Genomic DNA, 26,290 nt, shown 5'->3' on the forward strand with positions numbered 1-26,290 from the left:
GGCATCTCCTGAGGGAGTCGGTGTCGTCTCATTATGGGCGGGGGGTACGACAGTGCGAGAGCGGAACGGCCGGCCGGCCGACCGCCGGACCGGATTCCCTCAGCCACGCGGTTGCCCATACGCGTGCTCGATGTGCAGCCGCAGCACGACCCGGCGGTCGCGGACCATCGCTTCGCGGTAGTCGTCCCAGTCGGGGTGTTCGCCCTGGACGTCGCGGTAGAGCGTGATCAGCTCCTCCACCGTCGCGTCGTGCGGATCGGCGGCGACCGGGGACAGCTCGGCCGTGCCGTCCACGACCGTCCACGCCCAGCGGTCCGCGCCGGTGACGTGGTAGCTCGCCCGCGGGTCACGGCGGAGGTTCTTCGTCTTCGCCCGGTCCTCGGTGATCGAGACGCGGAGCAGGTGCTCCCCGGGGTAGTAGAAGTGGTTGACATTGGACAGCTGGGGCCTGCCGTCACGCTTGAGCGTCACGAGCACGCCGCCGCTCTCCTCGCCGAGCAGCCCGAGCAGCGCTTCCTGCTGTGCGTCGAATCCCGTCATGCCGGATCCAACGTCCGTGCCTGCCGGAGGATTCCGGATCCGGCCGCACTCGCGTGTCACATCCGAGGGGCTCCCGTCCGTCACACCCGTGACACAGCCCGCCGACGGCGTCCGAGCCGTACCGAAGGAGACCGGTCATGACCGCACGCATCTCGCTCACCCCGCCCCGCACCCTCCTCTTCCGCGCCGTGTCGTGGTACTCGAACCGGACGTACGGCAAGGTCATCGATCCGCTCCGGACCGCCGCCCACCACACCGGGGTGCTGCGGGCCGGGATCCGCTTCGAGCTGGCGGTGGGCCGCTGGAAGAAGCTGGATCCGCAGCTCAAGGCACTGGCCGTCATGACGTCCGCGGCGACCGTCGGCTGCAGCTGGTGCATCGACTTCGGCTACTGGGAGAACCACCGCCACGGCGTGGACCCGCGCAAGCTGCGTGACGTACCGGTGTGGCACGAGAGCGAGGCGTACACCCCGCTGGAGCGTGACGTCATGGCATACGCGGAGGCGATGAGCCTCACCCCGCCCGAGGTCGGACACGAGCTGGTGGAGCGGCTGCGGACCGCGCTCGGCGAAGCGGCGCTCGTCGAACTGACGACCATGGTCTCGGTGGAGAACATGCGCTCCCGCACCAATTCCGCCCTCGGTCTGACCAGCCAGGGGTTCAAGGACCGGTGCGAGGCGGAGCGCCCGGCGAACCTCTGAACGATGCGGTCCAGCCACTGAACGACGATTCAGCAGCGGCCGCATTGACACGGGCACTCCCGCCTCCCAATACTGACCGGCGGTTCAGTAGACCTACCTGTTGGCACAGGCCCGTCCGTGGAGGGAGGCAACGTGCCCGCACAGCCGGGAAGCAGCACGCCGACGCGCGGCGCGCCCGCACAGCCGGGGAGCAGCACGCCGACGAGCGGCGGGCCCGCGAAGGCTCCGGCCCCCTGCCCCGACCGCCCCGGGCCCACCGTGATCACCGTGACCGAGGAGACCTCCCGATGACGACACCTCCGGTGTCCCGCTCCACCGCCCCGTCCGCCCCGCTGATGTCGCTCACCTGGACCGATCACGTCACCGGCCGTCAGGGGCACCTGGTCGTGGACCGGCTGGTGCGCGGCGTGGCCAGCGGCGGGCTGCGGATGCGGGCGGGATGCACGCTGGACGAGGTGGCGGGGCTGGCCCGCGGCATGACGATGAAGGAAGCCCTCCACTTCGACGCCGATGACACAGGGGCCCGTTACATACCGCTCGGCGGCGCGAAGGGCGGCATCGACTGCGACCCGCGCGCCCCTGAGGCGTACGGCGTCCTGGTGCGCTACCTGCGGGCCGTGCGCCCGTACATCGAGAACGTGTGGACGACGGGCGAGGACCTGGGGCTCACCCAGGACATCGTGGACCGGGCGGCGGCCGAGGCCGGGCTCGTCTCCTCGGTCCAGGCCGTCTATCCGCTGCTCGACGACGAGACGGCGGCCCGGCGGCGGCTCGCCGACGCGTTCGCCGTCGAGGTGGACGGCATCGGGCTCGACGAACTCGTCGGCGGCTGCGGGGTAGCCGAGTCGGCGCTCGCGGCACTGGACCGGGCGGGCGTCCCGTACCGGGAGGCGAGGGTCTCCGTACAGGGGCTCGGCACCATGGGCGGGGCGACGGCGCGGTTCCTGGCGCGGGCCGGGCTGAAGGTGGTGGCCGTGGCCGACATCAAGGGCACGATCGCCAATCCGGCCGGCCTGGACGTCGAGGCACTGCTGGCCGCCAGGGACGGGTACGGGACGGTGGACCGCGGCGCACTCCGGGACGGGGACCGGGAGCTGCCCTCGGACGCCTGGCTGGCGCAGAAAGCCGAGATACTGGTGCCGGCAGCCGTCTCCTACGCGATCGACGCCGTCAACCAGGCCCGGGTACAGGCCCGTTGGGTGGTCGAGGCGGCCAACATGCCGGTGCTCGCCGAGGCCGAGGAGCTGCTCGCGGCGCGCGGGATCACGGTGTTGCCGGACGTCGTCGTCAACTCCGGTACGAACGCCTGGTGGTGGTGGACCCTGTTCGGCGACATCGGAGCGGACGCCGACGAGGCGTTCGGGCACACCCGCCGCGCCATGCGGGCCCTGATCGACCTGGTGCTGGCCCGCGCCGAGACCGACGGCTGCACCCCTCGGGCCGCCGCGCACGCCATCGTCGCGGACCGGCTGCCGGTGATGGCGGAGCGCTTCGGCTGGTACCGCTGATCCCCGCTGCGGGCCGCGCTCGACAGGTCCGTGCCACAGCTCGGCGCCGACCGGGTGCGTCGGGCCGGGATCACCGGGAAGGGCACCGGAGTTGCCGTTCCCGACACCGGCTGCGGCGGGGACCATCTCGATCCGAAGGGTGCCGTCGTCGCCTCGCGGGACTTCACCGGGGACGGCATGCAGGGCCACGGCACCCTTGCGCCCTCGGTCATCGCCGGTTCCGGAACGGCCTGCGCCGGCCGGTACGCGCCTCGACGCACGGACGCCGACCGCGCCGGCGCGGTCCTCCGCCGTCACGAAGGCCACCCTCGAACCCTCGCGGGTCGAGGCAGGCACCACCTACGGCGTTGCGGTGACCGCGACTTGGCCGGGAGACAGGACGGGCCCGTACGCGGCTCCGCCCCCGGCCCGTCCGGACCCCGGGCATTCGTTAGGGTGACGCCGTGGCGAGAGTACGGCTGAGCGTGGCGGAACGGCGCGAGGAACTCCTGCGCGCTGCCGTCGAACAGATCGAGGTGCGCGGGGTCGCAGCGGTACGGATCGCGGACGTGGCCGCCGTGCTCGGGGTGAGCAACGCGCTCGTGCTCTACCACTTCTCGACCAAGGAGAAGCTGGTCGCGGCCGCCTTCGCGCATGCCGCCGAGGCCGATCTCGCCCATCTGCGCAAGCTGCTGAGCCGCCGCACGAGTGCCGTGCGGCGGCTGCGCGCCGCCGTCCGCTGGTACGCGCCTACGGGCCAGGCCAAGGGCTGGCGGCTGTGGATCGAGGGCTGGGCCGCCTCGCTGCGCGACCCGGCGCTGCGCAATGTGGCCGGCGATCTCGACCAGCAGTGGAAGGCGGAGCTGGCCGAGGTCATCGAGGAGGGCGCCGCCGCCGGTGAGTTCCACTGCGACGACCCGATGTCCGTGGCCTGGCGGCTGACCGCCCTGCTGGACGGCCTGGCGGTGCAGATGACGTCGTATGTGGGTCCGCTCTCCCGGGCCACGATGCTGGCCTGGACCGATGAGGCGCTCGCCCGCGAACTCGGCATCGACCGCGCGGCGCTGACTGCCTGACAGGTCTCCCCCGCGAGTGATCCCCCCGGGTTGCGGCCGTCCAGCGCGAGTGGTGGGTGCAGAGCCGTTCCGCGTCGCGTTCGGGCGGACGGCGGCGACAGCAGCCGTGTGCCGTCGCATACGACGGCTTCCGCTTCGAGTTGGGTGACTGCTGATGCGGCGCACCCGTCGGCGGGGGTCGCAACGGTCTCCGATATCGAACATGATGTCTGATATCGATCGGAGGCGCCGGAAAACAATGCGCGACAGCCCTCACGGTCAACGGCTCGAAAAGAAGGCGCAATAATCCAGGACATGAAGACCGCAGGTGACCGCCGCGTCCGCCGCACCCACCGCGCCCTGCGCGCGGCCCTCGTCGACCTCGTCCTGGAGAAGGGATTCCACGCGCTCAGCATCGAGGAGATCACCGAGCGCGCCGATGTCGCCCGTGCGACCTTCTATGCGCACTACCGCGACAAGGAGGACCTGCTCCTCGGCATCGTCCGGGATCTCGCAGAGGACCGGGAGCGCCTCCTGCCCGCCGTCGAGCAGGCCCGGACACAGGGATTCACCGGCCTTCCGGTGCTCTACATCTTCCAGCACGCGGAGCAGGAAAGGCGCGTCTACCAGGTCATCCTCCGGGGAGAGGGCGACGGGCGCGCGCTTCGGGAGTTCTCCGGAATCATCTGCGAGCGGGTGGAGAGCGTCTTTCGCGAGCGGGCGGCCCAGCTCGGCGTCACGCCACGCATCCCGTTCGACGTCATCGCACGGGCCTGGACCGGTGAGCTCGTCGGCGTGCTGACCTGGTGGGTCGAGAACGACACCGGATACAGCGCCGCCGAGATCACCGAACACCTCCGGGACCTGTCCGTGTACGGCCGCGTCTGGGCCTCCGGACTGGCCCCCTCCGACGCCCCGGGCGCCTTCGACTCCCCGGGCGCCGCCGACTCCCCGGCGGTCGAACCGGGCGCCTGACGCCGCTTGCCGGGCAAAGCCTGGCTCCGTTTCCAGACACGCTGTACGGTACTGATCAGATTGCAGCACCGACAGGAGTGGGCGCATGACCGAGACACTTTCGCTGGCCAATCTGACGTGGGCGCGCGGCTTCACGGACCCGGCCTGGGTCCGTCGGCACACCGCATCCGGCCGCGAGACCGTACCCAGCCGCCGCGTATGGCGGGGCAGCACGCAGCCGTCGGCCCTTCCCCGTGCGCCGCACGATCTCGAAACGCTGGAATTCACCGCGCCCGGCGGCAGGTCTCTGACCCTGCCGGCGCTCCTCGCCGCCGCCGAGACCGACGCCTTCCTCGTCATGCACCGCGGCACCGTGGTCTACGAGCGCTACCTGCACGGATACGAGCCCCAGGTACCGCACTTCAACGCCTCGGCGGCGAAGTCGTACATCGGCCTCCTGGCAGCGGTTCTCGCGGACCAGGGGCTGCTCGACCGCGACGCACCGGCGTCCCGATACGTCCCCGAACTGGCGGGAACGGCATTCGGCGACGCGCGGGTCGACGATCTGCTGCACATGGGCACCCTGATGAGCTACGCCGGCCGGCCGTACGACAAGGCGATCGAGGCCCAGCGCTACTTCGCCATCCTCGCCCCGCAGTTGCGCCCCTACGGCTACAGCGGCCCCGCCGGCATCCGCGAACATCTCGCCACCGCCCGGGCCACCGGCAAGCCCGGAACGGAATTCCGCTACGAGAACGGCAATGTCGAAGCCCTCGCCGAAGTCCTCCGCCGCGTCACCGGCATCAGTACGTCCGCCCTGCTCAGCGAGGTGATCTGGTCCCGGCTGGGGGCGGAGGAGGACGCCTACTACATCCTCGACCCGGAAGGAACCGAGGCCGCGTGCGGCGGCTTCAGCGCGACCTTGCGCGACGTGGCCCGGCTCGGGGAGATGATCCGCTGCGGCGGCGCCGCCGGTGACCGGCAGATCGTGCCGGAGAGCATCGCCAGGACGATCGCCACCGGCACCCCGGACGGCTACCCCCGGCGCGTCCGCTTCCCGGCGGCGCCCCCCGACTCGCCCGCCACGCTCTCCTACCACGACCTCTGGTGGATCCTGAACGACCCCTACGAGTCCTTCATGGCCAGCGGCATCCACGGACAGCGCCTCTTCATCTCCCCCAAGCTGGACCTGGTCATCGTGCACTTCGCCTCCCAGGTCATGTCGCCCTCGGTCCCCCCGGCCCCGCTGGTCCCGGCCTTCATCGAGATCGGCAACCACCTCGACGCCACGACCTGAAACACCCCCGCCCGCCGGGCCTCCGGCGGTCAGGTCTGGCGCACGGGTGCGTACACGTCCTCCTGGAGTCCGAAGGTCCAGGCCACACCGCCCTTCGCGGTCTTCGTGGTGGGCGGGACCCGCAGCCAGTAGGTGCGGCTGGTGCCGTCCGGCTCCGGAGTGGAGTTGACCACCTCGACCATCGTCACGTCCTCGTCGCCGTCCAGCGCGATGCGCCACAGGACTCCCGTCTCGTCCCGGTGGACCGGCTCGGCACCCGACTCGGTGAGGTAGCGGTCGTAGCCGTAGAACTCCAGCATGACGCGGCGCAGTTCCGCGTTCTCCTCCTCGCGTATCCGCTTGGGGGTCAGGGAGTTCAGTTCCGCGAGGAACTCGGCGGGCACGGGCATGCCGCGCCAGGCATGGAGGGCGAATCCGTCCCGGTAGGCGAGCGCCGGGCCGTCCCCACGGTCCAGCCGGCCCGCCTCGTCCCGGTGAAGCGCCTCCGGGCGCTCACTGATCACCACGACGCGCTCGTAGGGCCACCACCAGCCCGCATGCCTGGCCACCTCGGCCAGGCCGTCCAGCCGGTCGCCCCGGCCGTCGAACGCGGCGAGCCAGGCCGCGTCGTGCTGGCCCAGGACCGCGTCGAGCAGCAGCAGCCGGACATCGGACTCGTCCTCGGGGCTTTCCGCGAGGTCCGCGACGACACCGGCCCTGATCCGCTCGGCCAGCGCCGCCGTGGTCTCCCAGAGCTGCGCCCCGGTGGCGGACCACAGGGCGGACCAGCCCGCCGGGCCCAACTCGTCGTACATGCGGCGCCGTTCCTGCGCCCAGGGCCGGGTCCGCACCTCGTCACGCACCGAGCGACCGGCGTCGACGAGCTTCTCGACGGCCTCCACGGCGGCCCTGGGCGAGTCCACCCAGACGATCCGCTCCGGCTCGGCGAGTCCTGCGCTGCGGTAGGCGAGCCGGAGCCCGTCCTCGGCCACGGCCCGGTCCGCCGTGCCGGTCGCCGCCGCCACGGCCCGCCATGAGTCCACGTACTGCATCGGTCTTCCCCGTCCCCTGAATCCTGTATTCGGTGTCGTGCGATTCGCTGTTAGGCGATTCGCCGTTTCGCGATTCGCTGTTGTGCGTCTCGCCGTTTCGCGTTTCGGTGTTGTGCGTCTCGGTGTCGAGCGTCTCTCAGAGCCGGTGCATTCGTGTCCAGCGGCGATTCTGTGCGCCGCGGACCATCGAGGTACCGCTCCTGCTCGCCGCGCCCGGCCGCGTGAGCCCGCTCGGTCCGTTCAGCCCGCTCAGCCCGCTCAGTCCGCTCAGTCCGCGACGATGCGGATCGCCCCCGGCGCGTACTCCCGCTGGCGCACCACGCGGTACCAGCCCTTCGACAGCGGTATCGCCGCGTGCTCCTCGTGCACCACCCGCCCGCCTTCGGGGAGGTGGAGCAGCATCGGTCCGAAGGCCCCCGCCTCGCGCATCAGCCGGCCCGGCCCCTGAACCGCATGGGCGTGGCCGGTGACTTCGCCCAGCGCGAGGATCATGCGCCCCCGGCCGTCCCTCGGTTCACCCGGCGCGTCCACGAGGTGCGCGGGTACCGCAGACTCCTCCAACGACACGATCAGTACATCGCCCTGCCGGTACACAGACGTCTCCCCTCCGTGGCCGCACCCGCTGTGCCGGCCACGAGGAAAACGCTAAGGGAGGGGTCTGACATTGATACTCGTAGCGGGTTCCGGTGGTCGTGGCTCAGGGTCTGACTGACGCCCTGCTGGGCTGTCCTGCAGTTGTTCTGTCCGACTGCCGGGACCCGTTCTCCATGGCTTCGGCCAGGTGGAGCATGACCTGATAGGAGCTTGGCCAGAGGCCCCCTCAATGTCCTGTCTGACTCACCTGGCCGGTGTCACCGCCGGCCAGGAAGGCAGCTCACAGGATGACAACGACGACCACGTCCGCCACAGAACAGGATGCGGTGTTCGGCGGAGTGGACTCCCATGCGGACACGATTCACGTCGCTGTCACCACCGACCGGGGCGGCCACGTCGCCGACGCCGAGTTCCCGACCACGGCGGCCGGTTACGCTGCGGCAATCGCGTTCCTGAACGCCCACGGCACAGTGACCGCCATCGGGGTTGAGGGAACCTCCTCCTACGGCCTCGGGTTCACCCGTGCCGCCCGCCACGCGGGCCTCACCGTGATCGAGGTCAACCGGCCAGACAAGGCCGAACGGCGCCGGATCGGCAAGTCCGATCCCATCGACGCCTACTCAGCAGCCCGCGCCGCGCTGTCCGGCCGGGCAGCGGTCATCCCCAAGGACGACACCGTCAGCGGCATACGCGCCCTCCACAACGCCGCCCGGTCCGCCGTCAAGGCCCGCACCGCCACCCTGAACCAGATCGTGCACATCCTCATCACTGCCCCGGACGACATCCGCGTCAAGTACACCGCCCTGCGCGGCAAGACACAGGTCGACGCCATCTCCCGGCTTCGTCCCACCGGCGACGGACCGCGCGTCGCCCTTCTGACCGCTCTGAAGACCCTCGCCCGCCGGGTCCAGGCCCTGACCACGGAACACGATGCCCTCACCGCCGCCCTGGACACCGCTGCCACCGAGCACAACCCCGGTCTTCGCGCCGCGTTCGGTGTCGGCCCCGACACCGCGGCCCAGCTCCTGGTGACCGCCGGAGGAAACCCCGACCGCCTGCGCACCGAGGCATCCTTCGCGGCGCTCTGCGGCGTCGCGCCCGTCCCCGCCTCCAGCGGCAGGACCAACCGCCACCGTCTCTCCCGGGGCGGCGACCGCGGAGCGAACTCAGCCCTCTACCGGATCGCTCTCGTCCGCATGTCCAGCGACGCCCGAACCCGCGAGTATGTCGCCCGGCAGACCGCCGCCGGACGCACGAAGAAGGAGATCATCCGCCTGCTCAAGCGGGCGATCGCCCGGGAGATCTTCCGCTGTCTCACCACACCGGTCACCGTCCCGGACGTCTCCGACCTCAGGCCGGCACGCCAGGCCAAGAACATCACCCTCACCACCGTCGCCGAGCACTTCGGCGTCTGGCCAGCAGTGATCTCCTGCATCGAACGCGGCACACGCCGCGACGACGACCTCGCAGACGCCTACCGCGACTGGCTCACCGCCGCTTGACCCCGGCGACCCAACAACTCCTCGGTTCTGAGACGTGACGTCATGGATGATGAGGCGATGTTCGTCCGCACGGAGAGCCTGCCGCAGACACCGCAGCAGCACATGACAGTTCGGGTTCACACCCCCATCGGATCCGCCGTGGTGCTCTGGCGCGGTGATCCGCGAGAAGCCGACGGCCGACACCTCATTGAATGGACCGTCGACGAGGACATCCACTGGGGCCAGAACACCCGGCCAGCCGCTGTCGCCGAGCCGGAACTCCGGCAGGACGGCGATCGGGTGATCATGAGCGGCCGCCTCCACCTGACCAACGACGCCGCCGCCTATCTCCAGATGGGCCACTGGCCCGTGCTGCTCGATCTGGCATCGCCCATCCCCAACAGTTCGGACGGTTCCTGGGTGCAGATCAGCGTCGGTTCGGAGAGCGTCGCCCTGCACCCCTACCAAACCTGACAGGGCCACCCTCAGGTTCTCAGCAACCCTTGACTGCCAATAGGAGCATCAATCGAGCGGCGGCCGGATCCGGCGGGCGGAGGCGGGGCCGTCGCGCACGGTCCCGGTCGCGCCGTTGTCAGTGCGGCTTGATAAACCTTGCAGACATCAGCTGTCCCCCAGTACCAGGAGCTCATGGTCATGTCCGGTGTGGACCATCTGCACGAGTTGCTCGGCCTTCCCGCGGTCGACTTCCAGCACGCGACGGGTGAGGCGCCCGCTCAGGCCGCCGATGCGGCGGCCTGGCGCATCTCGGTCGATCCGTACGACGACGAGTGCGAGATGACCTGGGAGGAAGCGTTCGAGGCGTTCCTCAAGGCGGTCGACCCGGCCGGGGTCCGTGCGCTGATCATCGGTCAGTGGGGCGAGTCGTACGAGGAGACGTCGTCCTACCCGATCGATCTGGTCATCGCCGCGGCCGACCGGCTCACCTCGCTGGAGGCGGTCTTCGTCGGCGACATGATCCTGGAGGAGAACGAGATCTCCTGGATCGAGCAGTCGGATGTCACCGCACTGCTGAAGACGTTCCCGGGTCTCCTCGAACTGGGTGTGCGCGGCGGCTCGGAGCTGGTGTTCTCCCCCTCGAAGCACGAACGGCTGCGTTCGCTGACCATCGAGACCGGTGGCCTTCCGGTCGGTGTGATCCGCGGCATTCTGGACAGCGAACTGCCCGCGCTGGAGCGGCTCGACCTCTGGCTCGGCGTCTCCGCGTACGGAGGCGATGCGGATGTGGCGGACCTGGCGCCGCTGCTGTCCGGTTCCCGCTTTCCCCGGCTCACCCACCTCGGCCTGCGCAACAGCGAGCTGCAGAACGAGATCGCGACCGCCGTCGCGGGCGCCCCGGTCGTCGCCCAGTTGCGCGTCCTCGACCTCTCGAACGGCACGCTGGGCGACGAGGGCGGGGCGGCGCTGCTGGACGGCCAGCCGCTCACCCATCTCGAACGGCTCGATCTGCACCACCACTTCATGACCGAGCCGATGGAGCGCCGGATCACTCAGGCACTGGAGCCGCACGGCGTGCGGGTCGATGTGTCGGAACGCTCGGAACCCTGGGGCGACCGCGGTGCCGAAGGCCGCTACACCGCGGTTTCGGAGTGAGGGGCGATGACCGACATCGAACACCCCGAGACGTTTCACGGTCTTCCCGTCCTGACCCTGCCGGGACCTGACGGCGCCCGCGCCGAGCCCCTCCCGGCCGCCGACTCGGTCGCCTGGCGGCTGCAGAGCGACTGGGACGGCGATCCGGCGTTCCCCGCGCTCTGGCAGCACTTCCTGGACACGGTCGACACCTCACGTGTCCGGGCCCTGCTGATCGGCCCCTGGTGGCACAACGACTACGAGTCCGTCGCCCCGGTCATCGAGCTGCTGACCGCCCACGCGGACCGCTTCCCGGCCCTGCGGGCGCTCTTCCTCGCCGATGTCGTCAGCGAGGAGTGCGAGCTGTCGTGGCTGGTCATGTCCGACATCACGCCGTTGATCGAGGCGTTCGGACAGCTGGAGGAGCTGACGGTACGCGGCTGCGGCGAGCGGATCGAGGGCCGGACGTCACTCGATCTGCGGCCGGTGCGGCACGAGTCGCTCAAGAAGCTGCGGTTCGAGTCCGGTGGTCTGCCTTCCGCCGTCGTGCGGGCGGTCGGAGCCTCGGAGCTGCCCGCGCTGGAACACCTCGAACTCTGGCTCGGCGTCACCGAGTACGGCGGGGACACGACGGTCGGGGACCTTGCCCCGCTGCTGTCCGGCGCGGCGTTCCCCGCCCTGCGCCATCTGGGGCTGCAGAACAGCGAGATCCAGGACGAGATCGCGGCCGCGGTGGCCTCCGCTCCCATCGTCGCCCAGCTGGAGTCGCTCTCCCTGGCGATGGGGACTCTGGGCGACGAGGGCGCCGAAGCGCTGCTCTCGGGCCAGCCGCTCACCCATCTCGCCTCGCTGGATCTGCACCACCACTACATCAGCGACGCGCTGATGGACCGCCTCAGGAACCTGCTCGGTTCCGATCGGGTGAACGGTGAGATCGACGAGGTCGAGTACTGGGATCCGGAAGAGGACGACGACCGCTATGTCGCCGTCAGCGAGTAGTACCACCGGCCCGGCGCCGCGCTTCGCCGTCGTGGGTGTGCCCGGGAACCGCCGGGTCGCACTCTTCCAGGACGCCGTGCGCGCCGCCGGGCTGCCGGCGGCGCGCGTCGTGCCCTGGCTGGACGTCCTGCGCGGCGAGGCCGCCTTCCGGCCGGGTGAGACCGTACGGATGGACTCGCCCGGTGAGGACGCCGAGGTGGAGCGGCTGCTCCGGGCGGTCGACGATCCGACCAGGGTCGAGGGGACCGCCCTGTGGTACGCCCGGTTCACCGAGGCCGTACGGGCGGTGGCGCGGGCGGCCGCCGCTGCCGACGCCGTGCTGCTCGACGACCCCGGCGATGTCGCGGTGCTCTTCGACAAGCGGCTCTGCCACGCCGTGCTGGACAGCGCCGGAGTGCGCGTGCCGGCCTCGCCGACTTCGGGGGCCGCGGCGCCCGCGGTGCGTGATTGGGCCGACGTACGCGAGCGGATGACGGCCCACCGCATGCCCAGGGCCTTCGTGAAGCTCGCGCACGGCTCGTCCGCCTCGGGGGTCCTGGCCGTGGAGACGGCCGGGCCCGGCCGGGTCAGGGCCACCACATCGGTGGAACGGGACCCGGCGGGCCGGCTCCACAACTCGTTGCGGGTGCGCCGCTGTACGACGGAGCGGGAGGTCGCGGCGATCGTCGACGCGCTCGCACCGGACGGACTGCACATCGAACGCTGGCTGCCCAAGGCCACCCAGCGCGGGCGGGCGGCGGACCTGCGGGTCGTGGTGGTGGCGGGCCGGGCCACCCATGCCGTGGTGCGCACCAGCCACTCCCCCATGACCAATCTTCACCTCGGCGGCACGCGCGGAAGTCTCGACGACATCCGCGCGGCCGTAGAGGCCGCGGGCGGCAGCTGGGCCGAGGCCCTGGCCATGTGCGAACGGGCCGCGGCGTGCTTCCCGGACACGCTGTGCGTGGGCGTCGATCTGCTGCCCGCGACCGGCTGGCGGCGCTTCGCCGTCGGCGAGGTCAACGCCTTCGGCGATCTGCTTCCGCGGCTGACCGGACTTCCCGGCAGCGGCGCCGAGGGCCGGGACACCTACGCGGCGCAGGTCGCCGCCGTACTGAACAGAGCAAGGAACCACCGTGCAACCGCCACTCCCTGACACCGCGCCCGCCCTCTCGGAGGCCCGGAACCCGGACATGAGCGAGGTCGTGGGCAGCCACGACCTTCTGCTCGTCACCCTCGACACACTGCGCTACGACGTGGCGGCGGAGCTCGCCGCCGCCGGGCGCATCCCGCATCTGGCGCGCCATCTGCCGGGCGGTGTCTGGGAGAAGCGGCATGCGCCCGGCAGCTTCACCTACGCCTCCCACCAGGCGATCTTCGCTGGATTCCTACCGACGCCGGCCGGCCCGGGGCCGCACCCCCGGCTGTTCGCGGCACGTTTCGCGGGCAGCGAGTCCACCGCTTCGGGCACCTTTGTCTTCGACACCCCCGATCTGCTGTCCGGCCTGGCCGGCGCGGGATACCGCACCGTGTGCGTGGGCGGCGTCGGCTTCTTCAACCGGCAGGGACCACTGGGCTCCGTGCTGCCCGGCATGTTCCAGGAGAGCCACTGGGAACCGGAGTTCGGTGTGGCGTCGCCGACCTCCTTCGAGGCGCAGGTGGCCCGTGCCGAGCGGGTCGTCGCCGAACTCCCCACCGAACAGCGGCTGTTCCTCTTCGTCAATGTGTCCGCCCTGCACCAGCCCAACTGGTTCCACCAGCCGGGTGCCACTCGCGAAGCGGGCGATTCCCGTGCCACCCACGCCGCCGCACTGGAGTACGTCGACGCCCACATCGGCCGGCTCTTCGCCGCCGCGAGCAGCCGCCGCCGCTGTTTCGCCATCGTCTGCTCCGACCACGGCACGGCGTACGGGGACGACGGCTACACCGGTCACCGGCTCGGCCACGAGTCCGTCTGGACCGTTCCCTACGCGCACTTCTTCCTGGAACCGGGGGCCACCGCACCATGAGCCGCACCACGACCGTCGCGCGGTCCACCCGCCCGTACCAGAGCTACGTCTACGCCTATCCGCACAAGACGGCCTACCGGCCGCTCGCCGAGCGGCCGGCGCTGCGCGAGCTGTGGGCGGCCGAGCGCAAGGACGCGCTCTCGCTCTATCTCCACATACCGTTCTGCGAGGTCCGCTGCGGCTTCTGCAATCTCTTCACCCGGATCGGCGCTCCCGACGAGCTGACGACCCGCTATCTCGACGCGTTGGACCGGCAGGCCACCGCGGTCCGGGACGCGCTGGGCGACGCGGAGCCGGTGCGGTTCGCCGCGGCGGCGTTCGGCGGGGGCACTCCCACGTTCCTGACCGCGGCGGAGCTGGAACGGCTCTGCGACATCGCCGAGAAGCGGATGGGCGCCGATCTGCGGGCCGTTCCGCTGTCGGTCGAGACGTCGCCGTCGACCGCGACGGCCGACCGGCTGGCCGTGCTCGCCGACCGCGGTACGACCAGGATCAGCATCGGGGTGCAGAGCTTCGTCGAAGCGGAGGCGCGTGCGGCCGTGCGACCGCAGCGGCGGGCCGATGTGGAGGCTGCGCTGGACCGGATACGTGAGACCCGCATCCCGATCCTCAACATCGACCTGATCTACGGCATCGACGGGCAGACCGAGGAGAGCTGGCGCACCTCGCTCGATGCGGCGCTCGGCTGGCGGCCGGAGGAGCTGTACCTCTACCCGCTGTACGTGCGTCCGCTGACCGGTCTCGGGCGGCTCGGCACCGACGGCGAGGCGGCGGCGGACGCCGCCTGGGACGAGCAGCGGTTGCGGCTGTACCGCGCGGGCCGCGACCATCTCCTCGCCCACGGCTACGAGCAGGTGTCCATGCGGATGTTCCGCCGCGCGGACGCCCCGCGGACGGACGGCCCCGACGACTACGCCTGCCAGACCGACGGCATGATCGGCCTGGGGTGCGGCGCCCGCTCGTACACCACGCGGCTGCACTACTCCTTCGACTACGCGGTGGAGATGCGGGAGGTCCGGGCGATCATCGACGCGTACACGGCCACCGAGGACTTCTCGCGCGCCGAGGTCGGGCGGTATGCCGACGGCGACGAGGCGCGCCGGCGCCACCTCCTGCAGTCGGTGCTCCAGGCCGAGGGGATGCGACTGACCGACTACCGGGAGCGGTTCGGCGCCTCCCCGGCCGACGACTTCCCGGCCGAACTGGCCCGGTTCGAGGCGCGCGGCTGGCTCGACGCGGCGGCCGGGGCGTCCGGGCTGCTACGGCTCTCCCCCGAGGGCCTGGCCCACTCCGACGCGCTGGGCCCGGAACTCTTCTCCCCCGATGTGCGGGCCGCGATGGCCGCGTACGAACTGAAGTGAGCGCGCCCGTGGACCTGACCATCCTCTACCGCGGTCCGCTCGCCTCCTGCGACTACGACTGCCCCTACTGCCCGTTCGCCAAGAGGCGCGACAGCCGGGAGCAACTGCGCGCCGACCGCGCCGCGCTGGAGCGGTTCACCGCGTGGGCCGCGGCGCAGACCGGTGACCGGATCTCGGTCCTGTTCACCCCGTGGGGCGAGGGCCTGGTGCGCTCCTGGTACCGGCGCGCGCTGGTCGAGCTGGCGCAGTTGCCGCACATCGGCCGGGTCGCGATCCAGACCAACCTCAGCGGCCGTACGGGCTGGCTGGCGGAGGCGGGGAACGCCGGCCGCGAGAAGATCGCGCTGTGGTGCACGTACCACCCGGGGCAGACGCCGTACGAGCGGTTCGTCGGCAAGTGCACGGAGCTGGCCGCGCTGGGCATTCGCCACAGCGTGGGTGTCGTCGGGCTCGACGACCATCTCGAAGAGGCTCGGCGGCTGCGTACCGCGCTGCCCGACGAGGTCTACCTCTGGGTGAACGCCGCGGAGGGGCACACCTATACGGACGAGGAGGCGGACCGCTGGACGGCGATCGACCCGCTCTTCCCGTACAGCCGGCATCCGCACCGGTCGGCGGGGCTGCCCTGCCGGACGGGCGAGTCGGTCGTGTCGGTGGACGGCGACGGCACGGTGCGGCGCTGCCATTTCGTCGCGGCCGAACTCGGCAACCTCTACGACGGCAGCTACCGGCGCTCGCTCGGCCCACGTGCCTGTCCGCTGGCCGTCTGCGACTGCCACATCGGCTATGTGCATCTGGAGACGCTGCCGCTGTACGACGTCTTCGCGGGCGGGGTGCTGGAGCGGATACCGGCGCCACCGCTGTCTTCCCTCGCCGGACGGGCCGGAGCCGCCGGACGGGCCCGGGGCTCAGGCCCGTCCGGCGAGCGAGGACACCACGGCCGCGGCCCCGTCTAGAGAGGCAGCAGGTCGGGCCGCTTGGCCTCGACATGATCGCCGGAGGACTCGCCGCGCAGCCGTCGGCCGATCCACGGCACCAGGTACTCGCGCGCCCAGTGGATGTCGTCACGCCGTACTTCGAGCGTGCCGCGCTGTGCCTGCGGGGGCCATTCCTGGTCGGGGTCGGCCGGCACGTCGAGGCCGAGGACCTGGGCGGCGCGCAGCGCGACCCTGGTGTGTCCCTCGGGCGACAGATGGAGCCGGTCGTCGTCCCAGGCGCGCCTGTCCTGGACGGATCGCAGCGACCACAGGTCGAGGACCGGGCAGTCGTAGCGGTCGGCGATGGCCCGCACATGGGCGGTGTAGGTGGCGATCTTGCCGCGCAGATGGCGCAGCACGGGGATGCCACGGGTGTCGAAGCCGGTGGTGACCATGACGGTGCCGACCGATTCGGTCAGCTCGGCGACCGCGCGCTCGAAGCGCTCGGCCACGTCGTCGGGGTCGGTGCCGGGCCTGATGATGTCGTTGCCGCCCGCGCAGAAGCTCACCAGGTCGGGTGCGAGCTCCTTGGCGCGCGGCACCTGCTCCTCGACGATCTGGTCGAGGAGGCGTCCGCGTACGGCGAGATTGGCATATCTGAAATTCGCGTGTACGGAAGCCTCGGTGCTCGATTCCGCATCGGGGTCAGGGAGCTGGTCCGCGAGAAGTACCGCGAATCGGTCCGCCCAGCCGACGAAGGCCCCGTCCGGACCGGGGTCGCCCACCCCTTCGGTGAAACTGTCGCCAATCGCTGCGTACGACCCGATGACACCATGTCGGTTGATGACGCCACGTTGATTTTTTCTCGAATCGTCTGCCACAAACGCCTATCCTGCACTGCCGAATGTGACCTACGCGACCGTAATAAGGGGTTGACGGGTGGTGAGATAGACCACCCGGTCAGATCTTGGTAAAGGGGGAATAAGCAGAAGGGGCGGTGCGCCGCCGCGCACCGCCCCTTCCGTGTTGCTCAGGTCATGCCGTGTTGCTCAGCCGCCCGTCCGTCCGGCTCAGACGTAGACGCCGTGCGAAGCCAGGAAGGCGATCGGGTTGATGTCCGAGCCGTACCCGGGGCCGGTGCGGACCTCGAAGTGCAGGTGCGGTCCGGTGGCGTTGCCGGTCGAGCCGGAGAGGCCGATCTGCTGACCGGTGCTCACGGACTGGCCCGCCGAGACGGAGAGCGAGGACAGGTGGCCGTACTGCGAGTAGTGGCCGTCGGCGTGCTTGATGACGACCTGGTTGCCGTAGGCGCCACCCCAGCCGGCGGTGACGACGGTGCCGGAGGTGATGGCCTTCACGCTGGTGCCGGTGAAGACGGGGAAGTCGATCCCGGTGTGGCTGCCGCTGGACCAGTTGGAGCCGGAGGCACGGTAACCGGTGGTGTGGTTGCCGGGGACCGGGTGCGCGTAGCCGGAGCCGGTGCTCCGACCGGCCGGGGCGGAGGTCTTGGACTCCGTGACCGCCGAGGCCTTGGCCGGGGCGGACTTCGCCGGGGCGGACTTCTCCGCCGCCGACGAGGGAGCCGAGGGGGCCTTCGACGGGAGGGCCGCGCCCGCGCCCGCGCCGGTGGGCGCGGAGTGGTCCGCCGCCTTGCCGCCGAGCGTCAGCTTCATGCCCGGGAAGATCAGGCCGGGGTCGTCGCCGACGACCGCGCGGTTGTCCTGGTACAGCTTCTGCCAGCCGCCCTCGATCTTGTGGTCGGCGGCGATCTTCGACAGCCAGTCGCCGGAGACGACGGAGTACGTCGTGGTGGCGGCCTGCTTCTGCGCGGCCGGCTTGGCCGGGGCGGCGTGCGCGGCGGCGGAGGCCGACTGCGGGGCGGCGGCCGGGGCGGCCTGCTCCGCGGCGTTGGCACCCGTGGCGCCGAACAGCGGCAGTGCGATGACGGCGCCGCCCGCACCTGCGGCAGCGACGCCACGGGCGATGATGGCGGCCTTCGTACGACGGTGCTTACCCGATATGGGCATGACGTGCTTCCTCTCCGGCGCCTACGAGGTGAGCTGTCGGGTTCGGGCTGGAGATGCCCGGCCGCGCCGAGCGCGGCTTCACCCCGAGCCGGCCGGATTCCTCCGGACGGCGGCCTACCTGGTTCCCCCGCTCCTGCCACACGATGAGTGGATGCGAATTCCGGACGGCGGCAGGATTAGGCGGTCCATCCGGATTGACGGTGACCGTAAGCGAGTCGGGACGGCGAGAACAAGCCACTGGTTCCACGCCGGAATCCGATCCAGGAAATCGGCGCAGAATTCCGGTCACACTCCGTGGATTAAGGATCTTGCCTTTCCGCGCCGCGCACGGAATGGCCGACCGCCCCGTCGGTACACACCGTCACGGATATGATTCCGCTCACGAGAGCGCGATCATCTCCCGTACAGGCGGGGCAAGTTTGACCGAATGCACCCATTACGGACATTTCGCACTCATCGTTCGCGTCGGAGCCTCAGCACCCCTGCGTCGAGATCTCCCCGGAGCCCGGTGTGCAGCCCCTGATGGAGCAGTGCCGAGCCGTGGTGCACCGCCCCCGTGTCGCGGCAGGTGTACGTCGCCGCGGGGTCGAGTCCGCGCAGCCGCAGGGCCGGGGGCAGCTCCCCGTACCTCTGCGCCTCCAGCCACGTCAGGACCACGACCTCGTCCCCCTGGACGTACTGGACCGCACTGAGACCGCCGCGCGGGGCGCGCAGCCGGTACAGCGCGCCGTGCTGCACCACCGGCCGGATCTCCTTGTAGAGCTCCACCCAGGCCCGCGCCTCGGCCAGCTCCTCCTCGCTCCACTCGGTGAGGTCCCCGCCGACCCCGAGCACGCCGGCCATCGCGCTCACGAAGCGGAAGCGCAGTGAACTGACCCTGCCGTTGAGCTGGACGTTCGGGCTGTCGGTGACCCACGCGGCCATCACCCGGGCCGGATGGATCTGGCCGAAGCCCTCCTGGATGGCGAGGCGGTCGAGCGGGTCGGTGTTGTCCGAGGTCCACACCTGGTCCGTACGGGACAGAATCCCCAGGTCGACCCGGCCGCCGCCGCCGGAGCAGGACTCGAAGGCGACCGAGGGGTGTGCGGCCCGGAGACGGTCGATCAACGCGTACAGGGCGTCGACATGCTCGATCCAGAGCTTCTGCGGATACTCCTCACCCGGCCAGCCGGCATCGGTGAAGGAGCGATTGAAGTCCCATTTCACGTAGTCGATGGGCGCGCTGGAGAGCAGTGTGTCCAGTTGCTCCCAGAGATATTCCTGCACATCGGTGCGGGCCAGATTGAGCACCAGTTGATTACGGAACTCGGTCCGCGTCCGCCCGGGAAAGTGCTGCACCCAGTCGGGGTGCGCGCGATGGAGATCGCTGTCGGCGTTGACCATTTCCGGCTCGACCCAGATACCGAACTGCATGCCGAGACCGTGCACTTCGTCGGCGAGCGGCTTGAGTCCGCCGGGAAAGCGGTCCGGATTCGGTGTCCAGTCGCCGAGCCCCGCCCGGTCGCTGGTGCGCTGCCCGAACCACGCGTCGTCCACGACGAACAGTTCCACGCCCATCGCGGCGGCGCGCTCGGCGAGGGCGCGCTGCTGGTCCTGCGAGACGTCGAAGCCCGTCGCCTCCCAGGAGTTGTAGAGAACCGGCCGCGGGCTCGAGGCGTCCGGGATCACATGGGCCAGCTGCCACGCGTGCCAGGCACGGCTCGCCCCGCCGAATCCCTCCGCGCTCCACAGACCGGCGAAGACCGGTGTGGTGTACGACTCCCCCGGCATGAGCAGCAGCAGCCCCGATTCGTCGTGGCCTGCGCCGCCGGTGATCTGCACGAGTCCGTCGGGAAGCCGCTGCACGGAGATCCGCCACGACCCGGACCAGCCGAGCGCGCAGCCGTACACCTCGCCGCTCTCCTCGGTCGCCGCTCCGTCGGCGTCGAGTGCGACCCATGGCAGGTACTGGTGTCCGGTGTGGCCGCGCCTGCTGGAGATGACGCTCTCGCCGTACATCAGCTCCGCCCGGGCGAGCCGCGACTCCGCCGCCCAGCGGCCGTGCAGCCGGCTCAACCGCCAGGCGTCGCGGGCCGGCAGCGCCCAGGCGGCCGCGTCGGCGCGCAGCAGCTCCAGCGGCGGACCGTCCGGCCCGGCGTGGGCGACGGCGGCCCAGCGCTCGACGACATCGGAGTCGTCCCGCATCCGGTAGTGCAGGGTGAGGGCGAGCCGGTGCACGGAGTCGGTGAAGCCGATACGGAGTTCGCCCCCGTCCACCGCGGCGCCGGAGAAGGACCACTCGGTACCGCGGACCTCCGGGGTGCGCACCGAGAGAGCCGGGCGGACGAACCGGGGGCCGCCCTCCACGGGGTACTCCTCGTGGCCGTCGAGCGGGGACTCGAAGCCCCTGGCGGGCTGCTCCGGCGCCGCGGCCAGCGCCTCGGCAGCGGCCAGGGAGATCCGCGGCCCCCAGTGCAGATGGACCAGTTCGTCCCGCTCGGTGAGTCGCAGTGCGTAGCTGCTGCTCGCCCCGGTGAGCAGCCAGGTCCGGCCCTTGTCGCCAGTCTCGATCATCTTGTCCCCACATTCCAACAGTTCCGCACATCATCAACCATCGCCGGGTGAGCGGGCAATGGTCCGGCGTGGAATTCGGCGGACGGATTCACCGCGGGGGCACGGGGGTTCACCGGGGTATCGACAACTACTGGCCGAGATGATTGCCTGAGGAATCAATGTCGTATCGTCGCGGGAGTGGCCTTGTCGGCGGCTCGCGTCGACGCCAGACACTCCAGGAGACACTGTGACGCAGCAGTTGCCCCAGATCCCGTCGACGGAACCCGAGCTGGCGGGCGTCCGCAACTTCCGCGACGTGGGCGGACTGCCCACCGTCGACGGCCGGCGGGTGCGGTACGGGCGACTCTTCCGCAGTGGTCACCTCGCGCACGCCACCGCCGAGGACACGGCCTTTCTCGGCGGCCTCGGTCTGCACACGGTCTTCGACTTCCGCAATGCGGCCGACCACCGGCTCGACGGCCTGGACGTGGAGCTGCCCGGCGTACGGAATGTCAGCATCCCGCTCTCCGACCCGGCCGACGGCGCGGAATTCTGGCGGATGGTCCGCGACGGCGACCTCGACCAGCTGCGCTCGATCCTCGCGGACGGCAGGGGAGCGAACCGCATGATCGCCTCGTACCGTTCGATCATCCGGGACCGCACAGCCGAGCACAGCCGGGTCCTGCACGCCCTGGCCGAGGACAGCGTTCCCGCGTTGATGCACTGTGCGGCGGGCAAGGACCGGGCCGGTCTGTCGATCGCGGTGTCACTGCTCGCGGTCGGCGTCGAGCGCGATGCCATCGAGGCCGACTACCTGAAGTCCAACGACGCCCACCGCCGCTACAAGGTCCGGCGCAGCGACGCCTCGGCGGAGGGCATGTCGGCCGAGGTGATGGAGCTGCTCAATCCGCTCTTCGGTGCCCATGCGGACTACCTGACCGCCGCCTTCGCCACCATCGAGGAGACCTGGGGCAGCACGGACCGCTATTTCTCCGAGGGGCTGAAGCTTGCCCCCGAGACCCGGGAGCGGTTGCGCGGCCGGCTTCTGGACGAGGCGTAGCGCGAACCGCCGGGCGGCGGTGGTCAGCCCTTGCCGGCCACCGCGAAGAGCAGGTAGAGGAAGGCCGCGAAGACGTGTCCGGCGATGAGGTAGGCGAACAGCCGGATCACCACGCCGCGCGGGAACTTCCGCTCCTGGGCCTCGTAGTTCTTGTTGGACCCGAGCGGGTCGAAGTTCTCTGAATCGGACATGACAGTCCTCTCTGACGACCGGACGGGCCGGTCAGCGACGGTGGATGCCGCTGCCGAGACACAGCTCGGCGGCGGGGCTCTGCAGCAGGGTGTGGACGAAGAGCAGCTCGGCACCGTCGCGGTCGACGGCCGTGATGCGGTGCGGGGTGAGCGAGTCGAAGTGCGCGCTGTCACCGGGGGCGAGATCGTGGACGGTCTCGCCGAGCGTGACCCGGAGGTGCCCGATGAGCACGTACAGCCACTCCTCGCCGGGATGGACGCGGACGAGATCACCCTGTGCTCCGTACGGAACCCGGACACGCAGCGCCTGCATCGCCCGGCCGGAGCCGCCGGCCTGCTGGTACATCCAGCCGTCGGCCTCGGCCCCCTCGAACTTCCCGCCGCGGATGATCGCCTCCCGTTCGGGGGGCGTCTCGCCGAGCAGTTCGGAGACCGTCGTACCGTAGATCCTGGCAAGACCGAGGAGCATCGGCAGCGAAGGCTGCCGACGGCCCGTTTCGAGCCGGGAGAGATGGGCGGGCGACAGCCCCGCCCGCTGGGCGGCGGTCTCCAGGGTGAGACCACGGCCGCGGCGCAGGTCGCGCAGTCGTGGCGCGACCTCGGGCAGCTCGTCGGCCACCCCTCCGTCTGGAGTGTTCATGTACCCATTGGGCCAGGAGTTTTCCTCGGAGGCAAATTTCTTGCCTCCGAGGCAAACGACGTGAAGCCGGAAGGGCCCGCGCGGTCAGCGGTTGGCGACGGCCTGTTTCACCAGGGTCCTGCCGAAGTCCCACATCAGCCCGCCGCCGCTGTGCGCGTCGTCCATGACCGCGGTGAACGCCGTGACGAACCGGTCGACCTCGGGCTCCCCGATCACCAGCGGCGGAATCAGCTTGATCACTTCGAGGTGATCGCCCGAGACCTGGGTGAGGATGCGGTGCTTCTGGAGCAGGGGCACCACCACCATCTGCGCGAAGAGGCCCTTGCGGGCCGCCTGCAGCATGGTCCAGCGGCTGCGCAGCTTCAGTGACGACGGCCGGCCGAACTCGATGCCGATCATCAGCCCGCGCCCGCGCACCTCGTGCAGCAGCTCATAGCGGCCGACCAGCGCCGCCAGCCGCTCGCGCAGCAGATCACCGGTGCGGCGCGCCCCCGCGACGATCTCCTCGTCCTCCATCACCGCGAGGACCGCGAGCCCGGCAGCCATCGCCTGGGCGTTGGAGCCGAAGCTCGCGGAGTGGACCAGGACCCGGTCCATCGACGAATAGACCTTCTTGAAGATCCAGTCCTTGCCGAGAGTCGCTCCGACCGGCACGTAGCCGCCGGAGAGGGCCTTGGCCACACAGACCAGATCGGGTTCGACACCCTCCTCGTGCTGGTACGCGTAGAAGTCGCCGGTTCTCCCGAGGCCGGTCTGCACCTCGTCGGCGATGAGCAGTGCCTTGTGCTTGTGCAGCAGTTCCTGCGCGGCCCGCAGGAAGCCTGGCGGCGCGGCGTGGACGCCCTTGCCCTGGATCGGCTCGACGACCAGTGCCGCCACGTCGCCGTGGGTCAGCTCACGCCTCAGCGCGTCGAGGTCCCCGAGTCCGATGGCGGTGTCCGGCAGCAGTGGTGCGAAGCCGTCCCGGAAGCCGCTCTCCCCGTTGACCGAGAGCGAGCCGGTCGTCAGCCCGTGGAAGGCGTGGGTGCAGTAGAGGATCCTGGGCCTGCCCGTGGCGTACCGGGCGAACTTCAGGGCGGTCTCGACAGCCTCCGTACCGCTGTTGCCGAAGAAGACCCGGTCCAGGTGCGGGCTGTGCGTGAGCAGCTTCTCGGCCAGCAGTCCGGGCAGCGGTTGGCAGTCGAAGCGGGTGAGGTCGGCGAGCGACGCGTCGAGGACGTCGTGCAGGGCCTTGCGTACGACGGGGTGGTGCCGGCCGAGGCCCATCACCCCGAATCCGGCGAGCATGTCGAGGTAGTCGTTGCCCTCCGCGTCCCAGAAGTGCGCGCCCTCGGCCCGTTCGTAGACCTTGTCGAAGCCGATGGTACGCAGCATGCGGGGCAGCTGGTGATTGAGGTGCTTCGCGTGCAGTTCGTAGCGCTCGGCGCCGCGCTCGGCGAGGAGTTGCGCCAGATCGAAGCCCTTCGGCCCGTCGTCCTTCATGCCCCGCTCTCCTCGCTCCTTGTCGCTGCTTCCTTGGCGGCCAGTGCCGCGCTGATCCGCCCGGCGATCTCGACCGGTGTGAGCCCGATGTCGGCCAGCACCTCGGCGCGCTTGCCGTGGCCGAGGAACTGCTCGGGGATGCCGAACGTCCGCAGCGGTACGTCGACCCCGGCATCCCGCAGCGCCTGCCCGACGGCCGAACCGACGCCCCCCGCACGGCTGTTGTCCTCGACGACGGCGACCAGCCGGTGCCGTGCGGCGAGCGGGGCCAGCTGTTCGTCGACCGGTTTGACCCAGCGCGGGTCGACGACGGTGCAGCGGATGCCGCCGCTCGCCAGCAGGTCGGCGGCGCCCAGGCAGACCGGAGCAAGCACACCGACGGCCACGAGCAGCACATCGGCAGCGTCCGCCCGATGCAGCACGTCCATGCCGCCGATCCGGCCGACGGCCGGGACCGGCTCCCCCACCGATTCCTTGGGGAACCGGATCACGGTGGGTGCGTCGTCGACGTCCACGGCCTCACGGAGCTGGGCGCGCAGTTCGCCGGCGTCGCGCGGGGCGGCGATCCGCAGTCCGGGGACCACCTGCAACACCGACATGTCCCACATGCCGTTGTGCGAGGCCCCGTCGGGTCCGGTGACCCCGGCCCGGTCGAGGACGAAGGTCACCCCGCACCTGTGCAGCGCGACGTCCATCAGCAACTGGTCGAAGGCCCGGTTGAGGAAGGTGGCGTAGACGGCGACGACCGGGTGCAGTCCGCCGGTGGCGAGTCCCGCCGCGGAGACCGCGGCGTGCTGTTCGGCGATCCCGACGTCCCAGACCCGGTCGGGGAACGCCTCGGCGAACCTGGTCAGCCCGACGGGGTGCAGCATCGCCGCGGTGATGGCCACGACGTCCGGCCGCTCCGCGCCGATCTCGGCGATCTCGTCCCCGAACACCGAGGTCCAGGACGGCGCTTCCGTCGGCACGAGCGGTGCGCAGGTCAGCGGGTCCATCGCGCCCACGGTGTGGAAGCGGTCGGCCTCGTCCCGGAGCGCGGGCGGATAGCCGCGCCCCTTCTCGGTGAGGCAGTGCACCAGCACCGGGCCGTGGAAGCGCTTCGCCCGGTGCAGGGCGGATTCGACGGCCGCGATGTCGTGCCCGTCGATCGGCCCGACGTACTTGAGCCCGAGGTCCTCGAACATGCCCTGCGGGGCGAAGGCGTCCTTGAAGCCCTTCTTCGCGCCGTGCAGCGACTCGTACAACGGCTGTCCGATGACCGGCGTCTGCTGGAGCACTCCCTTGCCCCAGGAGAGGAAGCGTTCGTACCCGTCGGTGGTACGAAGGGTGGCGAGGTGATTGGCGAGGCCGCCGATCGTCGGGGCGTACGAACGCTCGTTGTCGTTGACCACGATGATCAGCGGCCGGTCCCGCGCCGCCGCGATGTTGTTCAGCGCCTCCCAGGCCATTCCGCCGGTGAGGGCACCGTCACCGATGACGGCCACGACGTGGTCGCTCCGCCCCAGCACCTGGTGGGCCTTGGCGATGCCGTCGGCCCAGCCGAGGACGGTCGAGGCGTGCGAGTTCTCGATGACGTCGTGCTCGGACTCCTCGCGGGAGGGGTAGCCGGAGAGGCCCCCCTTGCCGCGGAGCTTGGAGAAGTCCTGGCGCCCGGTGAGCAGCTTGTGCACATAGCTCTGGTGCCCGGTGTCCCACAGGATGCGGTCCACGGGCGAGTCGAAGGCCCGGTGCAGCGCGATCGAGAGCTCCACCACCCCCAGGTTGGGACCCAGATGGCCGCCGGTCCTCGCCACTGCCCGGACGAGGAACTGCCTGATGTCCTCGGCGAGTTCGCCGAGTTGTGCGTCGCTCAGCGTCTTGAGGTCGTGCGGTCCCCGGATGTTTTCCAGAATCGTCACGCTCGGGCCCCCTCTCTGGTTCTGTTTCAGCTCACGGTGACGGCGGGAACCCCCGATGGTGTCCCCGCGCCGTCCATGCCCTCGGCGATCTTCTGGGCCTCTTCGATCAGCGTCTCGACGATCTTCGACTCGGGCACGGTCTTGATGACCTCGCCCTTCACGAAGATCTGCCCCTTGCCGTTGCCCGACGCGACACCCAGGTCCGCCTCACGGGCCTCACCCGGACCATTGACGACACAGCCCATCACGGCCACCCGCAACGGCACCTCCATGCCCTCAAGACCCGCACTGACCTGATCCGCCAGCTTGTACACATCCACCTGCGCCCGCCCGCACGACGGACACGACACGATCTCCAACCGCCGCTGCCTCAGATTCAACGACTCCAGAATCTGCAGACCGACCTTGACCTCCTCGGCCGGCGGCGCCGACAGCGACACCCGGATCGTGTCCCCGATCCCCTCA

25 protein-coding genes and 1 riboswitch are annotated in these 26,290 nt (G+C 70.6%); of the genes, 14 read left to right on the forward strand and 11 right to left on the reverse strand.

The genetic code is table 11. The features are described 5' to 3' along the window. Positions 1 to 99: 99 nt before the first annotated feature. Positions 100 to 540 carry a PPOX class F420-dependent oxidoreductase gene (locus tag ACIOMQ_RS37190; RefSeq protein WP_402192127.1) on the reverse strand — a complete coding sequence of 147 codons (441 nt, stop codon included), beginning with the start codon at positions 538 to 540 and terminating at the stop codon, positions 100 to 102. A gap of 137 nt (positions 541 to 677) precedes the next feature. On the opposite strand from ACIOMQ_RS37190, the gene ACIOMQ_RS37195 reads away from it, so the two are divergent. From ACIOMQ_RS37195 to ACIOMQ_RS37215, 5 genes are all read left to right on the forward strand, one after another. Beyond that, on the forward strand, positions 678 to 1,241 hold the full coding sequence (locus tag ACIOMQ_RS37195; RefSeq protein WP_401267626.1) for a carboxymuconolactone decarboxylase family protein: 564 nt from the start codon (positions 678 to 680) through the stop codon (positions 1,239 to 1,241). A gap of 287 nt (positions 1,242 to 1,528) precedes the next feature. Next, the gene (locus ACIOMQ_RS37200; RefSeq protein ID WP_401759370.1) at positions 1,529 to 2,749 is read left to right on the forward strand and encodes a Glu/Leu/Phe/Val dehydrogenase dimerization domain-containing protein; all 1,221 of its coding nucleotides are present in this window, start codon (positions 1,529 to 1,531) and stop codon (positions 2,747 to 2,749) included. Between the two features lie 464 nt (positions 2,750 to 3,213). After that, positions 3,214 to 3,804 carry a TetR/AcrR family transcriptional regulator gene (locus ACIOMQ_RS37205; RefSeq protein ID WP_362212448.1) on the forward strand — a complete coding sequence of 197 codons (591 nt, stop codon included), beginning with the start codon at positions 3,214 to 3,216 and terminating at the stop codon, positions 3,802 to 3,804. Positions 3,805 to 4,098: 294 nt separating this feature from the next. Then, positions 4,099 to 4,758 (forward strand): TetR/AcrR family transcriptional regulator, encoded by a 660-nt coding sequence (locus tag ACIOMQ_RS37210; RefSeq protein WP_362212432.1) that lies wholly within the window; start codon positions 4,099 to 4,101, stop codon positions 4,756 to 4,758. 85 nt (positions 4,759 to 4,843) lie between these two features. Continuing rightward, positions 4,844 to 6,034: a serine hydrolase gene (locus tag ACIOMQ_RS37215; protein WP_362212435.1), complete on the forward strand. Its 1,191-nt coding sequence runs from the start codon at positions 4,844 to 4,846 to the stop codon at positions 6,032 to 6,034. 29 nt (positions 6,035 to 6,063) lie between these two features. Here ACIOMQ_RS37215 and ACIOMQ_RS37220 read toward each other — a convergent pair whose 3' ends face one another. After that, the gene (locus ACIOMQ_RS37220; protein WP_401267619.1) at positions 6,064 to 7,065 is read right to left on the reverse strand and encodes a DUF6745 domain-containing protein; all 1,002 of its coding nucleotides are present in this window, start codon (positions 7,063 to 7,065) and stop codon (positions 6,064 to 6,066) included. Positions 7,066 to 7,332: 267 nt separating this feature from the next. Further along, positions 7,333 to 7,659, reverse strand: a complete 327-nt coding sequence (locus tag ACIOMQ_RS37225; RefSeq protein WP_362212441.1) for a hypothetical protein — start codon at positions 7,657 to 7,659, stop codon at positions 7,333 to 7,335. Positions 7,660 to 7,946: 287 nt separating this feature from the next. Here ACIOMQ_RS37225 and ACIOMQ_RS37230 point away from each other — a divergent pair, with 287 nt between their 5' ends. From ACIOMQ_RS37230 to ACIOMQ_RS37265, 8 genes are all read left to right on the forward strand, one after another. Next, a complete protein-coding gene (locus ACIOMQ_RS37230) occupies positions 7,947 to 9,161 on the forward strand; it encodes an IS110 family transposase (RefSeq protein ID WP_402192132.1) in 1,215 nt (404 codons plus the stop codon). Between the two features lie 57 nt (positions 9,162 to 9,218). Then, positions 9,219 to 9,614, forward strand: a complete 396-nt coding sequence (locus ACIOMQ_RS37235) for a hypothetical protein (protein ID WP_402192136.1) — start codon at positions 9,219 to 9,221, stop codon at positions 9,612 to 9,614. Positions 9,615 to 9,794: 180 nt separating this feature from the next. Continuing rightward, positions 9,795 to 10,751 (forward strand): STM4015 family protein, encoded by a 957-nt coding sequence (locus ACIOMQ_RS37240; RefSeq protein ID WP_362212405.1) that lies wholly within the window; start codon positions 9,795 to 9,797, stop codon positions 10,749 to 10,751. Between the two features lie 6 nt (positions 10,752 to 10,757). Further along, complete coding sequence (locus ACIOMQ_RS37245) at positions 10,758 to 11,729, forward strand: STM4015 family protein (RefSeq protein WP_362212403.1); 972 nt, start codon at positions 10,758 to 10,760, stop codon at positions 11,727 to 11,729. Further along, positions 11,710 to 12,864 carry an STM4014 family protein gene (locus ACIOMQ_RS37250; RefSeq protein WP_362212400.1) on the forward strand — a complete coding sequence of 385 codons (1,155 nt, stop codon included), beginning with the start codon at positions 11,710 to 11,712 and terminating at the stop codon, positions 12,862 to 12,864. Before ACIOMQ_RS37245 ends, ACIOMQ_RS37250 begins: the two co-directional genes overlap by 20 nt. A 37-nt stretch (positions 12,865 to 12,901) precedes the next feature. Continuing rightward, complete coding sequence (locus tag ACIOMQ_RS37255) at positions 12,902 to 13,717, forward strand: STM4013/SEN3800 family hydrolase (RefSeq protein WP_401759404.1); 816 nt, start codon at positions 12,902 to 12,904, stop codon at positions 13,715 to 13,717. Continuing rightward, a complete protein-coding gene (locus ACIOMQ_RS37260) occupies positions 13,714 to 15,078 on the forward strand; it encodes an STM4012 family radical SAM protein (protein WP_362212397.1) in 1,365 nt (454 codons plus the stop codon). The genes ACIOMQ_RS37255 and ACIOMQ_RS37260 overlap by 4 nt, the downstream gene beginning before the upstream one ends. An 8-nt stretch (positions 15,079 to 15,086) precedes the next feature. After that, positions 15,087 to 16,034, forward strand: a complete 948-nt coding sequence (locus ACIOMQ_RS37265; RefSeq protein ID WP_362212394.1) for an STM4011 family radical SAM protein — start codon at positions 15,087 to 15,089, stop codon at positions 16,032 to 16,034. On the opposite strand, the gene ACIOMQ_RS37270 is transcribed toward ACIOMQ_RS37265, so the two are convergent. The 3 genes from ACIOMQ_RS37270 to ACIOMQ_RS37280 form a co-directional block, all read right to left on the reverse strand. After that, positions 16,031 to 16,876, reverse strand: a complete 846-nt coding sequence (locus ACIOMQ_RS37270; RefSeq protein WP_362212390.1) for an SGNH/GDSL hydrolase family protein — start codon at positions 16,874 to 16,876, stop codon at positions 16,031 to 16,033. The two genes, ACIOMQ_RS37265 and ACIOMQ_RS37270, sit on opposite strands and share 4 nt — an antisense overlap. Before the next feature lie 189 nt (positions 16,877 to 17,065). Continuing rightward, positions 17,066 to 18,022, reverse strand: a complete 957-nt coding sequence (locus ACIOMQ_RS37275) for a peptidoglycan DD-metalloendopeptidase family protein (RefSeq protein ID WP_402192140.1) — start codon at positions 18,020 to 18,022, stop codon at positions 17,066 to 17,068. Positions 18,023 to 18,027: 5 nt separating this feature from the next. Next, positions 18,028 to 18,182: riboswitch (cyclic di-AMP (ydaO/yuaA leader) on the reverse strand. Positions 18,183 to 18,475: 293 nt separating this feature from the next. Next, positions 18,476 to 20,575, reverse strand: coding sequence for an alpha-galactosidase (locus ACIOMQ_RS37280; protein ID WP_402192144.1), 2,100 nt, complete (start codon positions 20,573 to 20,575; stop codon positions 18,476 to 18,478). Between the two features lie 226 nt (positions 20,576 to 20,801). Between ACIOMQ_RS37280 and ACIOMQ_RS37285 the strand changes: the two genes are divergently transcribed. Beyond that, complete coding sequence (locus ACIOMQ_RS37285) at positions 20,802 to 21,614, forward strand: tyrosine-protein phosphatase (RefSeq protein ID WP_402192147.1); 813 nt, start codon at positions 20,802 to 20,804, stop codon at positions 21,612 to 21,614. Positions 21,615 to 21,637: 23 nt separating this feature from the next. On the opposite strand, the gene ACIOMQ_RS37290 is transcribed toward ACIOMQ_RS37285, so the two are convergent. From ACIOMQ_RS37290 to ACIOMQ_RS37310, 5 genes are all read right to left on the reverse strand, one after another. Then, a complete protein-coding gene (locus ACIOMQ_RS37290) occupies positions 21,638 to 21,805 on the reverse strand; it encodes a DUF6126 family protein (RefSeq protein ID WP_362212379.1) in 168 nt (55 codons plus the stop codon). Between the two features lie 31 nt (positions 21,806 to 21,836). Beyond that, on the reverse strand, positions 21,837 to 22,445 hold the full coding sequence (locus ACIOMQ_RS37295) for an XRE family transcriptional regulator (RefSeq protein ID WP_362212376.1): 609 nt from the start codon (positions 22,443 to 22,445) through the stop codon (positions 21,837 to 21,839). An 84-nt stretch (positions 22,446 to 22,529) separates the two neighbouring features. Further along, entirely contained in the window at positions 22,530 to 23,927 is a 1,398-nt protein-coding gene (locus ACIOMQ_RS37300; protein ID WP_401759387.1) for an aspartate aminotransferase family protein, read from the reverse strand. Further along, entirely contained in the window at positions 23,924 to 25,825 is a 1,902-nt protein-coding gene (gene dxs, locus ACIOMQ_RS37305) for a 1-deoxy-D-xylulose-5-phosphate synthase (RefSeq protein ID WP_362212371.1), read from the reverse strand. Before dxs ends, ACIOMQ_RS37300 begins: the two co-directional genes overlap by 4 nt. A gap of 26 nt (positions 25,826 to 25,851) precedes the next feature. Next, on the reverse strand, positions 25,852 to 26,290 hold a 439-nt coding region (locus ACIOMQ_RS37310), incomplete at its 5' end, for a flavodoxin-dependent (E)-4-hydroxy-3-methylbut-2-enyl-diphosphate synthase (protein WP_402192150.1).

This window comes from Streptomyces sp. NPDC087845, from assembly GCF_044742755.1.
GTDB lineage: Bacteria > Actinomycetota > Actinomycetes > Streptomycetales > Streptomycetaceae > Streptomyces.

Bases quoted from the DNA above. Each gene is read 5' to 3' on its own strand.
- ACIOMQ_RS37190 (WP_402192127.1), bottom strand. From the start codon at position 540: ATGACGGGATTCGACGCACAGCAGGAAGCGCTGCTCGGGCTGCTCGGC.
- ACIOMQ_RS37195 (WP_401267626.1), top strand. From the start codon at position 678: ATGACCGCACGCATCTCGCTCACCCCGCCCCGCACCCTCCTCTTCCGC.
- ACIOMQ_RS37200 (WP_401759370.1), top strand. From the start codon at position 1,529: ATGACGACACCTCCGGTGTCCCGCTCCACCGCCCCGTCCGCCCCGCTG.
- ACIOMQ_RS37210 (WP_362212432.1), top strand. From the start codon at position 4,099: ATGAAGACCGCAGGTGACCGCCGCGTCCGCCGCACCCACCGCGCCCTG.
- ACIOMQ_RS37215 (WP_362212435.1), top strand. From the start codon at position 4,844: ATGACCGAGACACTTTCGCTGGCCAATCTGACGTGGGCGCGCGGCTTC.
- ACIOMQ_RS37220 (WP_401267619.1), bottom strand. From the start codon at position 7,065: ATGCAGTACGTGGACTCATGGCGGGCCGTGGCGGCGGCGACCGGCACG.
- ACIOMQ_RS37230 (WP_402192132.1), top strand. From the start codon at position 7,947: ATGACAACGACGACCACGTCCGCCACAGAACAGGATGCGGTGTTCGGC.
- ACIOMQ_RS37235 (WP_402192136.1), top strand. From the start codon at position 9,219: ATGTTCGTCCGCACGGAGAGCCTGCCGCAGACACCGCAGCAGCACATG.
- ACIOMQ_RS37240 (WP_362212405.1), top strand. From the start codon at position 9,795: ATGTCCGGTGTGGACCATCTGCACGAGTTGCTCGGCCTTCCCGCGGTC.
- ACIOMQ_RS37245 (WP_362212403.1), top strand. From the start codon at position 10,758: ATGACCGACATCGAACACCCCGAGACGTTTCACGGTCTTCCCGTCCTG.
- ACIOMQ_RS37250 (WP_362212400.1), top strand. From the start codon at position 11,710: ATGTCGCCGTCAGCGAGTAGTACCACCGGCCCGGCGCCGCGCTTCGCC.
- ACIOMQ_RS37255 (WP_401759404.1), top strand. From the start codon at position 12,902: ATGAGCGAGGTCGTGGGCAGCCACGACCTTCTGCTCGTCACCCTCGAC.
- ACIOMQ_RS37260 (WP_362212397.1), top strand. From the start codon at position 13,714: ATGAGCCGCACCACGACCGTCGCGCGGTCCACCCGCCCGTACCAGAGC.
- ACIOMQ_RS37275 (WP_402192140.1), bottom strand. From the start codon at position 18,022: ATGCCCATATCGGGTAAGCACCGTCGTACGAAGGCCGCCATCATCGCC.
- ACIOMQ_RS37280 (WP_402192144.1), bottom strand. From the start codon at position 20,575: ATGATCGAGACTGGCGACAAGGGCCGGACCTGGCTGCTCACCGGGGCG.
- ACIOMQ_RS37290 (WP_362212379.1), bottom strand. From the start codon at position 21,805: ATGTCCGATTCAGAGAACTTCGACCCGCTCGGGTCCAACAAGAACTAC.
- ACIOMQ_RS37295 (WP_362212376.1), bottom strand. From the start codon at position 22,445: ATGAACACTCCAGACGGAGGGGTGGCCGACGAGCTGCCCGAGGTCGCG.
- ACIOMQ_RS37300 (WP_401759387.1), bottom strand. From the start codon at position 23,927: ATGAAGGACGACGGGCCGAAGGGCTTCGATCTGGCGCAACTCCTCGCC.